This is a genomic window from Pantoea sp. GD03673, from assembly GCF_029844725.1.
Classification (GTDB): domain Bacteria; phylum Pseudomonadota; class Gammaproteobacteria; order Enterobacterales; family Enterobacteriaceae; genus Pantoea.
This window is the reverse complement of the sequence record NZ_JAOCKJ010000006.1, coordinates 25536-40051: the sequence shown is the minus strand read 5'-3', so window position 1 is coordinate 40051 and position 14516 is coordinate 25536. Positions and strand designations below refer to the sequence as shown.

At 56.6% G+C, this 14516-nt stretch carries 12 protein-coding genes; 10 read left to right on the top strand and 2 right to left on the bottom strand.

Annotated features, from left to right (window positions below; genetic code table 11):
- Window positions 1-86 precede the first annotated feature (86 nt).
- A complete protein-coding gene (narL, locus tag N5J69_RS12660) occupies window positions 87-737 on the bottom strand; it encodes a two-component system response regulator NarL (protein ID WP_279771205.1) in 651 nt (216 codons plus the stop codon).
- Window positions 738-1045: 308 nt separating this feature from the next.
- On the opposite strand from narL, the gene N5J69_RS12655 reads away from it, so the two are divergent.
- The 7 genes from N5J69_RS12655 (at window position 1046) to N5J69_RS12625 (ending at window position 10887) form a co-directional block, all read left to right on the top strand.
- Window positions 1046-2437, top strand: coding sequence for a NarK family nitrate/nitrite MFS transporter (locus tag N5J69_RS12655; protein ID WP_279770730.1), 1392 nt, complete (start codon window positions 1046-1048; stop codon window positions 2435-2437).
- A 101-nt stretch (window positions 2438-2538) separates the two neighbouring features.
- On the top strand, window positions 2539-6300 hold the full coding sequence (locus N5J69_RS12650; protein ID WP_279770729.1) for a nitrate reductase subunit alpha: 3762 nt from the start codon (window positions 2539-2541) through the stop codon (window positions 6298-6300).
- Window positions 6297-7841 (top strand): nitrate reductase subunit beta, encoded by a 1545-nt coding sequence (gene narH / locus N5J69_RS12645; RefSeq protein WP_279770726.1) that lies wholly within the window; start codon window positions 6297-6299, stop codon window positions 7839-7841. Before N5J69_RS12650 ends, narH begins: the two co-directional genes overlap by 4 nt.
- On the top strand, window positions 7838-8566 hold the full coding sequence (gene narJ / locus N5J69_RS12640) for a nitrate reductase molybdenum cofactor assembly chaperone (protein WP_279770725.1): 729 nt from the start codon (window positions 7838-7840) through the stop codon (window positions 8564-8566). The genes narH and narJ overlap by 4 nt, the downstream gene beginning before the upstream one ends.
- On the top strand, window positions 8563-9240 hold the full coding sequence (gene narI, locus N5J69_RS12635; RefSeq protein ID WP_279770723.1) for a respiratory nitrate reductase subunit gamma: 678 nt from the start codon (window positions 8563-8565) through the stop codon (window positions 9238-9240). The genes narJ and narI overlap by 4 nt, the downstream gene beginning before the upstream one ends.
- Window positions 9241-9388: 148 nt before the next feature.
- On the top strand, window positions 9389-10471 hold the full coding sequence (gene mltB / locus N5J69_RS12630; protein WP_279770721.1) for a lytic murein transglycosylase B: 1083 nt from the start codon (window positions 9389-9391) through the stop codon (window positions 10469-10471).
- Between the two features lie 80 nt (window positions 10472-10551).
- A complete protein-coding gene (locus N5J69_RS12625) occupies window positions 10552-10887 on the top strand; it encodes a zinc ribbon domain-containing protein YjdM (protein ID WP_279770718.1) in 336 nt (111 codons plus the stop codon).
- A 25-nt stretch (window positions 10888-10912) separates the two neighbouring features.
- Here N5J69_RS12625 and N5J69_RS12620 read toward each other — a convergent pair whose 3' ends face one another.
- Window positions 10913-11809, bottom strand: a complete 897-nt coding sequence (locus N5J69_RS12620; RefSeq protein ID WP_279770717.1) for a dihydrodipicolinate synthase family protein — start codon at window positions 11807-11809, stop codon at window positions 10913-10915.
- Between the two features lie 165 nt (window positions 11810-11974).
- Here N5J69_RS12620 and tam point away from each other — a divergent pair, with 165 nt between their 5' ends.
- The 3 genes from tam (at window position 11975) to recA (ending at window position 14514) form a co-directional block, all read left to right on the top strand.
- Window positions 11975-12751 (top strand): trans-aconitate 2-methyltransferase, encoded by a 777-nt coding sequence (tam, locus tag N5J69_RS12615; protein WP_279771203.1) that lies wholly within the window; start codon window positions 11975-11977, stop codon window positions 12749-12751.
- A gap of 105 nt (window positions 12752-12856) precedes the next feature.
- A complete protein-coding gene (gene pncC, locus N5J69_RS12610) occupies window positions 12857-13351 on the top strand; it encodes a nicotinamide-nucleotide amidase (RefSeq protein ID WP_279770716.1) in 495 nt (164 codons plus the stop codon).
- A 95-nt stretch (window positions 13352-13446) separates the two neighbouring features.
- Window positions 13447-14514, top strand: coding sequence for a recombinase RecA (gene recA, locus N5J69_RS12605; protein ID WP_279770714.1), 1068 nt, complete (start codon window positions 13447-13449; stop codon window positions 14512-14514).
- The last annotated feature ends 2 nt before the right edge of the window (window positions 14515-14516 follow it).

Genomic DNA, 14516 nt, shown 5'->3' with positions numbered 1-14516 from the left:
CCCAGTCGCAAAGCTGCAGGATGGATCGCGATTTCTCCAACCGTTTACGGCGTGCAGGGCGGCACTCCACCGCACAGCAAAAAGACTCAGTGCAACCCGTTCTGCAGCGCCCAGACGGCGGCTTCAAGGCGGGATTTGAGGTTCATCTTTTTCAGCAGGTATTTGACATGAACCTTGACCGTGCTTTCACTGATAGCCAGTTTACGGGCAATCGCTTTGTTGGTCATCCCATCGCTGATCAGTTGCAGAATGTCCCGTTCACGTCGGGTCAGCTGGCTGATGTCACGCGTCTGCGCAGGCTGCGTATCACGCAACCGGGCAACCAGAATGGGGGTTAACGCTTCGCTCAGCACGATCTGCCCGGCGGCCGCCTGATGCAGTGCTTTCAGCAAAGCTTCCGGTTCCATATCTTTCAGCAGATAACCATCCGCGCCGCGCTTCAGCGCGCTGACCACATCCTCTTCATTATCGGAAACGCTGAACACTACCACCCGGCCAGAAAGGGCGATTTCGCGCAGCTGGGTCAGGGTATCCAGCCCGTTCAGGCCTGGCATATTAAGATCCAGCAGGATCAGGTCGGGATCGTGCTGTTGTGCCAGCGCCAGACCATCAATGCCATTACCCGCTTCGGCGACCACCTGCAGTCTTTCATCCAGGGCAATCAGCTGCTTCAGGCCGTTGCGCAGCATGGGATGGTCATCGATCAATAAAAGCGTAAATTTCTCTGCTGTCACCATCATTCCTGTCTCATACGCCAGCCCTGTACGGGCGAAGGTGCCTATCTTACCGGTGAAGCGGGGTCGCTATATACCCCCAATGGACTACTCCTTTATTTCCATTCAGATGCCCTTTTGCTGAAGGTGTTTGAGGCTGGAATTAAACCGCATGATTTATAAGGATTATCTGTATCCGGTCAGCTACTTAACCGGGATGGCTAAGGGGTGTCACGCCTTTGTAACCTGCATTGCCGTTGATTTGTATCAAGCAAGGTAACAGGCCGGATACGCAGGATATGCACAATTATTATTCTGCTGATGAGAGAGTTATGACCCAATCCGCCCCCTTGCAAACCCCGACACGCGGCGCGTTAATACAGGACTGGCAACCGGAAAACGAGGCGTTCTGGCAGGCGCGTGGCAAGCGCATCGCCAGCCGTAACCTGTGGATTTCTGTCTTCTGTCTGCTGCTGGGTTTCTGCGTCTGGATGCTGTTCAGCACCGTTGCGGTTAACCTGAACAAAGTCGGCTTCAACTTCAGCACCGAACAGCTCTTTTTGCTGACCGCGCTGCCATCGGTGTCTGGCGCGTTGTTGCGTGTACCTTACTCTTTCGTGATTCCCCTCTTTGGCGGCCGCCGCTGGACCGCCTTCAGCACCGGCATTCTGATCCTTCCCTGCGTGTGGCTTGGCGTTGCGGTACAGGATAGCCAGACCTCATTCACGACGTTTATGGTGATTTCCCTGCTGTGCGGATTTGGTGGCGCTAACTTCGCTTCGAGCATGGGCAACATCAGCTTCTTCTTCCCGAAAGCCCGTCAGGGCGGCGCGTTGGGTATCAATGGCGGTCTCGGTAATCTTGGCGTCAGCGTGATGCAGTTTGTTGCGCCACTGGCGATCTCCTGTGCCATTTTTGGCTTTGCCGATGTGGGGCATACCACCGTCACCGGCGACAGCATCTGGCTGGAAAATGCGGCCTGGATCTGGGTGCCGTTCCTGGCGATCGGGACGCTGGCAGCTTGGTTCGGCATGAACGACCTGGCCGCGGCGAAATCTTCGCTGCGTGAGCAGTTGCCGGTGCTGAAACGTCCACATCTCTGGATCATGGCGCTGCTCTATCTGGCGACCTTTGGCTCATTTATTGGTTTTTCTGCCGGTTTCGCCATGCTGACGAAAACGCAGTTCCCTGATGTTGTGATTATGCAGTACGCCTTTTTCGGCCCGCTGATTGGGGCGCTGGCCCGTTCCGCAGGCGGCATCGTTTCTGACCGCCTGGGCGGCACCCGTGTCACGCTGGTGAACTACATCCTGATGGCGCTGTTTGCTGCGCTGCTGTTCCTCACGCTGCCGGGTGCCGGACATGATGGCTCGTTCATTGCCTTCTTCACCGTGTTTATGGGCCTGTTCCTGACCGCCGGTCTGGGCAGTGGCTCCACCTACCAGATGATTGCGGTGATCTTCCGCAAGCTGACGCTGGAACGTATCAAAGCCGAGGGTGGCGATGAGGCGCTGGCGCAGCGTGAAGCGGCGACCGAAACCTCGGCTGCGCTCGGCTTTATCTCTGCCATTGGCGCACTGGGCGGCTTCTTTATTCCGCAGACCTTTGGCCTGTCGCTCGCGATGACCGGCTCACCCGCTGGCGCGATGAAAATCTTCCTGGTCTTTTATCTCTGCTGTATCGCGGTGACCTGGCTGGTTTACGGACGAAAATCCCGCGCCTGATAACAACAAAGTCGGTGTGGCGCACCGGCAACATTTTACTTTCTGTATCGCGACAGATGCAGAGTGAGCAATGTCTTACCAGGTCTTCAGGAGTTTTCCGGATGAGCAAGTTCCTTGATCGATTTCGTTATTTCAAACAGCTGGCCGAGCCCTTTTCCGGCCAGCATGGCCAGACCTTAAACAGTAACCGCGACTGGGAGGATGGCTATCGTAGCCGCTGGCAGCACGATAAAGTCGTGCGCTCCACTCACGGTGTTAACTGTACCGGCTCATGCAGCTGGAAAATTTACGTCAAAAATGGTCTGGTCACCTGGGAGACCCAGCAGACCGACTATCCACGTACCCGGCCCGATCTGCCGAACCATGAGCCACGCGGTTGCCCACGCGGTGCCAGCTACTCCTGGTATCTCTACAGCGCCAACCGCCTGAAGTATCCGCTGATGCGCAAGAAGCTGATTCAGCTGTGGCGCGATGCGAAAGCGCAGCACAGCGATCCGGTGGATGCCTGGGCATCCATTATCAGCAATCCGGAAAAAGCCAGAAGCTATAAACAGGCACGCGGACGCGGTGGCTTCGTCCGTTCCAGCTGGCAGGAAGTGAACGAGATGATCGCTGCTGCGAACATCTGTACGGCGAAGACGTATGGCCCGGACCGCATTATTGGATTCTCGCCGATTCCGGCGATGTCGATGGTCTCTTACGCTGCCGGCGCACGTTACCTGTCACTGATTGGCGGAACCTGCCTTAGCTTCTATGACTGGTATTGCGATCTGCCGCCTGCGTCACCGATGACCTGGGGTGAGCAGACCGACGTGCCGGAATCCGCTGACTGGTACAACTCCTCTTACATCATTGCCTGGGGCTCAAACGTACCGCAGACCCGCACCCCGGATGCGCACTTCTTCACCGAAGTTCGGTATAAAGGGACGAAAACCGTGGCGATCACCCCGGACTATGCCGAAGTCGCGAAGCTGTGCGACCAGTGGCTGAATCCGAAGCAGGGCACCGACAGCGCGATGGCGCTGGCGATGGGCCACGTGATGCTGAGAGAGTTCCATCTTGATCGTGAAGTCGGCTATTTCCGTGATTACGTGCGCCGCTACACCGATATGCCGATGCTGGTACTGCTGGAACCGCGTGAGGGCGGTTACTACGCCGCAGGCCGTCAGCTGCGCGCCAGCGATCTGGTGGATGCCCTGGGTCAGGAGAACAACCCGGAGTGGAAAACCGTGGCGCTGGATCAGGCGACCGGTGAACTGATTGCGCCGCAGGGTTCGATTGGTTTCCGCTGGGGTGAAAAAGGCAAATGGAATCTGGAGCAGCGCGACGCCCTGTCTCAAAAAGAGGTCGAGCTGCAGCTCAGCCTGCTTGGCAGCCATGATGAGGTTGTTGACGTAGGTTTTCCTTACTTTGGTGGCATCACCAGCGAGCATTTCAACAGCGTCGCGCTGGATGAGATCCTGCTGCACAAGCTGCCGGTGAAACGTCTGCAGCTCGCCGATGGCAGCGAAGCGCTGGTCACCAGCGTCTACGACCTTACCCTGGCGAACTACGGTCTGGATCGCGGTCTGGATGATGCCAACTGCGCGCACAGCTACGATGATATCAAAGCCTACAGCCCGGCCTGGGCGGAGCAGATTACGGGTGTCTCCCGTCAGAACATCATTCGCATTGCCCGTGAGTTTGCCGAAAACGCCGCGAAAACCCGCGGTCGTTCGATGATCATCGTCGGTGCCGGTATGAACCACTGGTATCACATGGACATGAACTACCGTGGCCTGATGAATATGCTGATTTTCTGCGGCTGTGTTGGTCAGAGCGGCGGGGGCTGGGCGCACTACGTCGGTCAGGAGAAACTCCGTCCGCAGACCGGCTGGTCTCCGCTGGCCTTTGGCCTCGACTGGCAGCGTCCGCCACGTCAGATGAACAGCACCTCCTTCTTCTATAACCACTCCAGTCAGTGGCGCTATGAAACCCTGGCCACCAGCGAGCTGCTGTCACCGCTGGCGGACAAACGTCGCTACAGCGGCAGCCTGATTGATCTTAACGTCCGTTCCGAACGTATGGGCTGGCTGCCTTCCGCGCCGCAGCTCAACGTCAACCCGCTGCACATTGCGGCGCAGGCGAAAGACGCCGGTCAGTCACCGCTGGAGTACACCGTAGCGAGTCTGAAGCAGGGTACGCTGCGGTTTGCCGCTGAACAGCCGGACGATCCGCAGAACTTCCCGCGTAATCTGTTTGTCTGGCGCTCCAACCTGCTCGGCTCGTCAGGTAAAGGGCATGAGTACATGCTGAAATACCTGCTGGGCACGGAAAATGGCATCCAGGGTAAGGATTTAGGCCAGCAGGGCCGCGTGAAGCCGGAAGAGGTTGAGTGGCTGGATCAGGGCGCTGAAGGGAAGCTGGATCTGGTGGTCACCCTCGACTTCCGCATGTCGAGCACCTGTCTTTACTCCGATGTCGTCCTGCCCACCGCGACCTGGTATGAAAAAGACGATATGAATACCTCGGACATGCATCCGTTTATTCATCCGCTTTCGGCGGCCGTCGATCCTGCCTGGGATTCAAAAAGCGACTGGGAGATTTACAAAGGCATCGCCAAAGCCTTCTCCGATCTCTGCCCGGGCCATTTAGGCGTAGAAACGGATGTGGTTACGCTGCCGGTGTTGCATGACTCGCCTGCCGAACTGGCGCAGCCGTTTGAGGCGAAGGACTGGAAAAAAGGGGAGTGCGACCTGATTCCGGGTAAAACCGCACCGCACATTATGGTGGTGGAACGTGACTATCCGGCGACCTGGGCGCGCTTTACCTCGCTGGGGCCGTTACTGGATACCCTGGGGAACGGTGGTAAAGGCATCAGCTGGAACACCAGTAAAGAGGTCGATTTCCTCAAACAGCTGAATTATGTCAAAGCGGATGGCCCGGCAGCGGGACGGCCAAATATCGACACGGCGATCGATGCAGCGGAAGTAATCCTGTCGCTGGCACCCGAAACCAATGGACAGGTGGCGGTGAAAGCCTGGCAGGCGCTGAGCGTCATTACCGGCCGTGACCACACCCATCTGGCACTGAACAAGGAAGATGAGAAGATCCGCTTCCGCGATATCCAGGCACAGCCGCGCAAAATTATCTCCAGCCCGACCTGGTCAGGGCTGGAAGATGAGCATGTTTCGTACAACGCCTGCTACACCAACGTTCATGAGCTGATTCCGTGGCGTACGCTGAGCGGCCGTCAGCAGCTCTATCAGGATCATGAGTGGATGCGCGCCTTCGGTGAGAGCCTGATGGTCTATCGTCCGCCAATCGATACCCGTGCGGCGAAACCGTTGCTGAACAGCAAGCCCAACGGTAACCCGGAGAAGGCGCTGAACTTCCTGACGCCACACCAGAAATGGGGCATTCACTCCACCTACAGCGACAACCTGCTGATGCTGACGTTGTCGCGTGGCGGACCGATCGTCTGGATGAGTGAAGATGACGCCCGCGAGCTGGGTATTGTGGATAACGACTGGATTGAGGCGTTTAACGCCAATGGCGCACTGACTGCACGTGCGGTCGTGAGCCAGCGCATCCCGGCCGGTATGACCATGATGTATCACGCCCAGGAGCGCATCGTGAACATCCCAGGCTCAGAGATCACCCGCCAGCGCGGCGGCATCCATAACTCGGTGACGCGAACCTGTCCGAAACCGACCCATATGATCGGCGGCTATGCCCAGCTCTCCTGGGGCTTCAACTATTACGGCACCGTCGGCTCTAACCGCGATGAGTTCGTGGTGGTAAGAAAAATGAATAACGTTAACTGGTTAGATGGCGAAGGCAACGACGCGTGCCAGGGCAGCCAGCAGGAGGTTAAACTATGAAAATTCGTTCACAGGTCGGCATGGTGCTGAACCTCGACAAATGTATCGGCTGCCACACCTGCTCGGTGACCTGTAAAAACGTCTGGACCAGCCGTGAGGGTATGGAATACGCCTGGTTCAATAACGTCGAAAGTAAGCCTGGCGTCGGCTATCCGCACGCCTGGGAAGATCAGCAGAAGTGGAAGGGCGGCTGGATCCGCAAGATCAACGGCAGGCTGGAGCCGCGCATGGGCAGTCGCGTTGGCCTGCTGTCGAAGATCTTCGCCAACCCGGATGTGCCCGCACTGGATGATTATTACGAGCCGTTCGATTTTGATTATCAGCATCTGCACACGGCACCCGCCGGTAAACATCAGCCGATTGCGCGCCCGCGCTCGCTGATCACCGGTCAGCGGATGAAAAAGATCGAAAATGGCCCGAACTGGGAAGAGATCCTCGGCGGCGAATTTGCTAAACGCTCACAGGATAAGAACTTCGACAACATCCAGAAGGAGATCTACGGTCAGTTTGAGCACACCTTTATGATGTACCTGCCACGCCTGTGTGAGCACTGCCTCAACCCGGCCTGCGTGGCGACCTGCCCGAGTGGTGCGATCTACAAACGCGGCGAAGATGGCATCGTGCTGATCGATCAGGATAAATGTCGCGGCTGGCGAATGTGCCTCACCGGCTGTCCCTACAAGAAGATCTACTTCAACTGGAAAAGCGGCAAGTCAGAAAAATGTATTTTCTGTTATCCGCGTATCGAAGCGGGCCAGCCTACCGTCTGTTCAGAAACCTGTGTTGGCCGCATCCGCTATCTTGGCGTGCTGCTCTATGACGCGGATCGCATTGAACAGGCCGCTGCCGCAGAAAACGAAAAAGATCTCTATCAGAGCCAGCTGGACATCTTCCTTGATCCTCACGATCCAATGGTCATCGCGCAGGCGCTGAAAGATGGCGTTGCGCAAAGTGTGATCGACGCGGCGCAGCGATCTCCGGTTTACAAAATGGCGATGGAGTGGAAGCTGGCGCTGCCGCTTCACCCTGAATACCGCACGCTGCCGATGGTCTGGTACGTGCCGCCATTGTCACCGATTCAGTCAGCGGTGGATGGCGGGGCGCTGGCACATACCGGCGTGCTGCCGGATGTGGAAAGCCTGCGCATTCCGGTTGCGTATCTGGCGAACCTGCTGACCGCAGGCGATACCGCGCCCGTACTGCTGGCACTGAAACGCATGCTGGCGATGCGCCATTACAAGCGCGCAGAGAGCGTGGAGGGTGAGCATGACATCCGGGCGCTGGAGCAGGTTGGCCTGACCGAAACGCAGGCGCAGGAGATGTATCGCTATCTGGCGATCGCGAATTATGAAGATCGCTTTGTAGTGCCCTCCAGCCATCGTGAGCTGGCACGCGAAGCCTTCCCGGAAAGCAAAGGCTGCGGCTTTAGCTTTGGCGATGGCTGCCACGGCAGCGACAGCAAATTCAATCTGTTCAACAGCCGCCGTATTGATGCCATCGACGTCAGCAGGAAAACCAGCCGTCAGGAGGATGCCTCATGATCACGCTGCGTGTGCTGTCACGCCTGCTGGACTACCCGGATGAGGCGCTGTTTACCCACTCTCCCGACCTTATCGCAGCGCTGGAAGAGGCGTGCGAACTCAGCCTGCAGCAGAGCGCCGGGCTGGTGCGCTTTATCAGGCAACTCTGCGCCCGGCCACTGCTGGACGTGCAGGCTGACTACTGCGAACTGTTTGATCGCGGCCGGGCTACCTCGCTGCTGCTATTTGAACATGTACACGGTGAATCCCGCGATCGCGGACAGGCGATGGTTGATCTGCTGGAACAGTATCGGGCCGATGGTCTGGAGCTGGACAGCAAAGAGCTGCCCGATTATCTGCCCCTCTACCTTGAATATCTTGCCTGTAAAAGTGATGAGGCTGCGCGTCAGGGGCTGGACGACATTGTGCCGATCCTGGCCTTGCTGGCCGCGCGTCTTGACGATCGTCAGAGTCCTTACGCCGATCTCTTCACGGTGTTACTGACGCTGTCCGGAAATGCGGTTGACCCTGCGGCTCTTAAACCGCAGGTGGCGCAGGAAGACCGCGACGATACGCCTGCCGCACTGGATGCGGTCTGGGAAGAGGAGCAGATTAAATTTCTCGGCGAACAGGGCTGCGCCTCGGCACAGCAGGCGATGCACCAGCGTCGCTTCGCCGATGCGGTCGTGCCGCAGTATCTGGATATCGCCGCGGCGACGGCGCGTACCACAGGAGAATCAGCATGAATTTTGTTAACACCTTCTTCTTCGATATTTATCCCTACCTGGCCGGAACGGTTTTCCTGGTGGGGAGCTGGTTGCGCTATGACTACGGGCAGTACAGCTGGCGAGCCGGTTCCAGTCAGATGCTGGACAAAAAAGGGATGCGGCTCGCCTCTAACCTGTTCCACATCGGCATTATCGGCATCTTTTTCGGCCATATCGTGGGGATGCTGACGCCGCACTGGATGTATGAATCTTTCCTGCCGATCGACGTGAAGCAGAAGCTGGCGATGATAGCCGGGGGCCTGTTCGGCGCACTGACGCTGGCAGGCGGTGCGCTGCTGCTGAAGCGTCGTCTGACCAATCCACGGGTAAGGGCGACCAGCAGCGTCGGCGATATTCTGATCCTGACATTGCTGGTGGCTCAGGCCACGCTGGGTTTGCTGACCATTCCCTTCTCCGCCCAGCATATGGACGGCAGTGAAATGATGAAGCTGGTGGGCTGGGCACAGGCGGTAGTGACTTTCCACGGCGGTGCTTCACAGCATCTTGAAGGCGTTGCGTTTATCTATCGCGTGCATATGGTGCTGGGAATGACGCTGTTCCTGCTGTTCCCGTTCTGTCGCCTGGTGCATATCTGGAGCGCACCGGTTGAGTATCTGACCCGCCGTTATCAGCTGGTGAAAAACCGCCGCTGAATACCGGATGGCTGCGGGCGAGATAGCGGCCCGCAGCCGTTTTAACCCCGGCTGCGTTGACGTTTTTTTAAGATTCTGGACTGTATGTCACTGCGCTGAACGTCTACTATTACCGCATCTGAAATTACCCCTCGTTTATGGATAACCGATGCGTCTCAAGTTAGCCCTCCTTGCGTTCATCCCGCTTCTGGCCTCCTGCAGCAGCAAACCTGAAGTCCCGTCCCAGCAGAAGATGCTGGCTGCGCCACAGGGCGGTTTTTTACTGCAGCCGTCGCATAGCGGACAGGCGATGTTCGGCGACTTTGCTGGTAACCCGGCAGCAGAGCAGTTCATCGATAAGATGGTGGAGAAGCATGACTTTGATCGTGAGCAGCTGCACAACATCATTGGTCAGGCTAAGCGACTGGATTATGTGCTGCGGCTGATGGACCGTCAGGCACCGAGTTATACGCCAGCGCCGGGACCTAACGGGGCCTGGATCCGCTATCGCAACAAGTTTATTACGCCAGACAACGTGCAAAATGGCGTGGCGTTCTGGAACCAGTATCAGGATGCGCTGCAACGCGCGCAGCAGGTTTACGGCGTGCCGCCGGAAATTATTGTCGGCATCATTGGCGTGGAAACCCGCTGGGGCCGCGTAATGGGGAAAACGCGGATTCTGGATGCGCTTGCGACCTTATCATTTAACTATCCGCGCCGCGCCGCGTACTTCAGCAGCGAGCTCGAAACCTTCCTGCTGATGTCGCGTAAAGAGCAGGATGACCCGCTGGCGCTCAAAGGTTCCTTCGCCGGGGCAATGGGGTATGGTCAGTTTATGCCGTCCTCTTACAATGATTATGCCGTTGATTTCAACGGTGACGGCCATGCAAACCTGTGGGATCCGGTGGATGCCATTGGCAGCGTGGCGCACTACTTCCAGAAGCATGGCTGGCGCAGCGGCGAAAATGTGGCGGTACCGGCCAGCGGCCAGGCACCGATGCTGGAAGATGGCTTCAAAACCCGTTACAGCGTAAGCATGCTGGCGGCGTCAGGCCTGTCTCCACAGGGTTCACTGGACGGTAACAATCAGGTCAGCCTGCTGCGCCTCGATTTGGGCACCAGTTACCAGTACTGGTACGGCTTACCGAATTTCTATGTCATCACCCGCTATAACCACAGTACCCATTATGCGATGGCGGTGTGGCAACTGGGTGAGGCGGTGAGCAAGGCACGGCAGGGCGGCCTGTTATAAAGGCTATCCTTGTTAACTGTAAGGTTATATGATGACGCCCTTTTTCAGGCCACACAGCCACTGATATCTCTGGAGTCGTTATGTCTTTACCTGCCTGCCCAGCCTGTCACGCCGATTACACATGGCAAGATGGCGAAAACCTCAACTGCCCTTCCTGCGGCCATATCTGGACCGAAGGAGAAGGTGACAGCAGCAATGCATTACCGGAAGTGCGTGATGCCAACGGTAATCTGCTGGCAGATGGCGATAGCGTCACGGTGATCAAAGATCTGAAGGTGAAGGGCAGCTCCTCACCGCTGAAGATTGGCACCAAAGTGAAAAGCATTCGTCTGGTTGAAGGGGACCACAACATCGACTGTAAAATCGACGGTTTTGGCCCGATGAAATTAAAATCTGAGTTCGTGAAAAAGAACTGAGTTGAGCGGCGCAGGGATGCGCCCGCTATTCTGCCTGGCTGAACAGCCTGTCGATTGCGGCGCACTGTTCCGCGTTCAGCGTACCACCGTAGTTACGTGAAACGCTGCTTATGGAGTCATAGCGTCGCGCCACCGCCGTTTTTATCGTTGTCACGAAATCATCCCCGATACTGTAAATCGCCATCAGCCGGCCAATTTGCTGCTGCAGATGCGTCAGCCCGGACAGGTTGCCTTCACGCCATGCGACCATCATCCTGGCAAAGTACTCCGGCACAATATTATTCAGGCCTGAAATCACGCCGGCTCCGCCCGCCAGCAGATTGGGAAGCAGATATTCGTCATACCCTGACAATACGGCGAAATCACTGCGTACCTTGCGGGTCTCTTCAATCATCGCCCGGTTATGCGACAGGCAATCCACGGTATCTTTAATGCCGACAAAATTGGGCAGATTCGCAGCCAGAGCGGCAACCAGCGCGGGCGTCAGATCGCAGCCGGTGCGAGCCGGAAAGTTGTAGGCAAACCATTTGCCACTCAGTTGTCCGTCAAGCGCCTCGAAGTAGTGCATCAGCTGGTGTTGCGTCTGGCCATAGTAGTAGGGCGGCAGCACCATCACCGCGTCAAAGTCATTCTTCCACGCGGCTTCGGCCAGCTCCAGCATGTCCGGCATGCAGGTCGCCGAGACGTTCGCCACCATCTTCAGCGGTGACAAGGGTCTGGCTTCCTGAATCAGCTGTAAACGCTCCTGCTGCGTCAGTGAAGCGAACTCGCCGATACTGCCCATCACCAGCAGGGTGTCGATACCGGAATCATTGAGGCGGGAAAAATGTCGCCCGAGCGCGTCGATATCAACGCCGCCCTGCGCATTGAACGGGGTAACAGAGGGACACCAGACACCCGCAAAGGCCGATATTTCACGCATAGCTGACTCCTGAGACAGATGTTAAAAGTGAAACAGTGTTTTAACTTAATAACTCCCGCCACGCTCTGCCAGCACATGATTCAAAAATGAGCAATGGGTCGCACTTTTTCGGCTTTCATCCGTCTCAGTAAGCGGAGGCATCTGATAACTGAGCGAGAGGTGATGATGAAAGAGTGGGATCCTGTGCTGTATCGCAAATTTGAAGCGGAACGAACCCGTCCGGCCCGCGAACTGCTGGCGCGCATCAGCCTGGAAGAGGTTGAGCAGGTGACCGATCTGGGCTGCGGGCCAGGCAACAGCACCGAGCTGCTCGCTGATGCCTGGCCGCTGGCGCAGATCACCGGGCTCGACAGTTCAGCGGCGATGCTGACTCAGGCCCGTGAACGCCTGCCGCATTGCCGTTTTGTCCAGGCTGACATCCGCAGCTGGCAGGCCGATGCGCCGCAGCAGGTGATTTATGCCAATGCGTCTCTGCAGTGGCTGAATAATCACGCCATGCTGTTGCCCCATCTTGTCAGCCAGCTGGCACCCGGTGGCGTGCTGGCAATCCAGATGCCTGATAACCTCAATGAGCCGTCGCACCAGCTGATGCGCGAGGTGGCGGCTACGGAGCGCTGGTATTCACGCATTGATGCCGGTGCCGCTGAACGTACCCAGCTGCTTTCTGCGGGTGAGTATTATGATGTTCTGACCCGGGCTGGCTGCGAGGTGGATATCTGGCGAACCACCTATTATCACGTGATGGCCGATGCGCAGGCGATTATCAGCTGGCTGCAGGCGACCGGCTTGCGGCCTTTCCTGGCCACGCTGAATGCGTCTGAACAGAGGGCCTTTCTCACCGATTATCATCAGCGCTTGCTCACCGCTTATCCGGCTCAGGCCGACAGTCAGGTTCTGCTCGCCTTTCCGCGTCTTTTTATGGTTGCAGTGAAAAAAAGGTGACGGTGGTGGAAAGCAGTCCGCAAAAACAGGGCAATAATGAAAGGAGCCCTTGAAAAAGTGGTTTTTCTGCACCACCTTCAATCCACGACCAGAGGGAGAATTGCAATGGATGATCAGCAATTGCAGGCGTTAAGCGCGCAGATAGGTGAGAAGCTGAAGCAGCGTAAGGCTACCGTAACCTGTGTAGAATCCTGCACGGGCGGCTGGATTGCCAAAGTCTTTACCGATATCAGCGGCAGTTCCGCCTGGTTCGAACGCGGTTTTGTGACTTACAGTAATGAGGCTAAACAGCAGCTGGTTCATGTGCAGGCTGCCTCGCTGGCGCAACATGGTGCGGTAAGTGATGCGGTGGTGCGTGAGATGGCGCTGGGTGCGCGTAAAGCGGCCCATGCTGACTTCGCGATCTCCGTCAGCGGCATTGCTGGCCCGGATGGCGGCAGTGAAGAAAAACCCGTAGGTACGGTGTGGTTTGGCTTTGCCGGACCGCAGGATAACGTATTGACTTTTCAGCAGCATTTTAACGGCGATCGTGATGCCGTTCGTCGCCAGTCGGTGGCATGGGCCCTGCAGAAACTGTATGGCGAATTTCTGACAAATTAAACTTGATACTGTATGACTATACAGTATAATTGTCGGCAACAGAAAGAGTGCAGGCACCCTGAGTGCGTGTTTACCCGGCTTGATTAGGAGTTGAAATGGCGATTGATGAAAACAAACAGAAGGCTTTAGCTGCCGCGCTGGGCCAGATTGAGAAACAATTTGGTAAAGGCTCCATCATGCGCTTGGGTGAAGACCGCTCAATGGATGTGGAAACCATCTCTACCGGTTCGCTCTCGCTGGATATCGCATTAGGTGCAGGCGGTCTGCCAATGGGCCGTATCGTTGAGATCTACGGACCCGAGTCTTCCGGTAAAACCACGCTGACCCTGCAGGTTATCGCATCTGCACAGCGTAAAGGCAAAACCTGTGCCTTTATCGATGCAGAGCATGCACTTGATCCGGTTTACGCTAAGAAACTGGGCGTAGATATCGAAAACCTGCTCTGCTCGCAGCCCGATACGGGTGAGCAGGCGCTGGAAATCTGTGATGCGCTGGCGCGCTCTGGCGCTGTTGATGTCATCATCGTCGACTCCGTTGCGGCACTGACGCCCAAAGCAGAGATCGAAGGTGAAATCGGTGACTCACACATGGGCCTTGCGGCACGTATGATGAGCCAGGCGATGCGTAAACTGGCTGGTAACCTGAAGCAGTCCAACACCCTGCTGATCTTCATCAACCAGATCCGTATGAAAATTGGTGTGATGTTTGGTAACCCGGAAACCACCACCGGTGGTAACGCGCTGAAGTTCTACGCCTCTGTCCGTCTTGATATCCGCCGTATCGGTGCAATCAAAGAGGGCGATAACGTGGTGGGCAGTGAGACACGCGTTAAAGTGGTGAAAAACAAAATCGCCGCGCCATTTAAGCAGGCTGAATTCCAGATCATGTACGGCGAAGGCATCAATACCTTTGGTGAACTGGTCGACCTCGGCGTGAAGCACAAGCTGATTGAAAAAGCGGGTGCATGGTACAGCTACAACGGTGACAAGATTGGTCAGGGTAAATCGAATGCCAGCAACTTCCTGAAAGAGAATGCTGCTGTAGCAAACGAAATTGATCTGAAGTTACGTGAAATGTTGCTCAATGGCGCGGATGAGAAACTCGCAGCAGACAAGTCTGCTGAGAACGAAAACGCACCAAGCGAAGCAAACGAAGACTTCTGATT

What these genes read in the sequence shown, in the direction of transcription:
- narL (WP_279771205.1), bottom strand. Translation starts at nt 737, where the DNA reads ATGGTGACAGCAGAGAAATTTACGCTTTTATTGATCGATGACCATCCC.
- N5J69_RS12655 (WP_279770730.1), top strand. Translation starts at nt 1,046, where the DNA reads ATGACCCAATCCGCCCCCTTGCAAACCCCGACACGCGGCGCGTTAATA.
- N5J69_RS12650 (WP_279770729.1), top strand. Translation starts at nt 2,539, where the DNA reads ATGAGCAAGTTCCTTGATCGATTTCGTTATTTCAAACAGCTGGCCGAG.
- narH (WP_279770726.1), top strand. Translation starts at nt 6,297, where the DNA reads ATGAAAATTCGTTCACAGGTCGGCATGGTGCTGAACCTCGACAAATGT.
- narJ (WP_279770725.1), top strand. Translation starts at nt 7,838, where the DNA reads ATGATCACGCTGCGTGTGCTGTCACGCCTGCTGGACTACCCGGATGAG.
- narI (WP_279770723.1), top strand. Translation starts at nt 8,563, where the DNA reads ATGAATTTTGTTAACACCTTCTTCTTCGATATTTATCCCTACCTGGCC.
- mltB (WP_279770721.1), top strand. Translation starts at nt 9,389, where the DNA reads ATGCGTCTCAAGTTAGCCCTCCTTGCGTTCATCCCGCTTCTGGCCTCC.
- N5J69_RS12625 (WP_279770718.1), top strand. Translation starts at nt 10,552, where the DNA reads ATGTCTTTACCTGCCTGCCCAGCCTGTCACGCCGATTACACATGGCAA.
- N5J69_RS12620 (WP_279770717.1), bottom strand. Translation starts at nt 11,809, where the DNA reads ATGCGTGAAATATCGGCCTTTGCGGGTGTCTGGTGTCCCTCTGTTACC.
- tam (WP_279771203.1), top strand. Translation starts at nt 11,975, where the DNA reads ATGAAAGAGTGGGATCCTGTGCTGTATCGCAAATTTGAAGCGGAACGA.
- pncC (WP_279770716.1), top strand. Translation starts at nt 12,857, where the DNA reads ATGGATGATCAGCAATTGCAGGCGTTAAGCGCGCAGATAGGTGAGAAG.
- recA (WP_279770714.1), top strand. Translation starts at nt 13,447, where the DNA reads ATGGCGATTGATGAAAACAAACAGAAGGCTTTAGCTGCCGCGCTGGGC.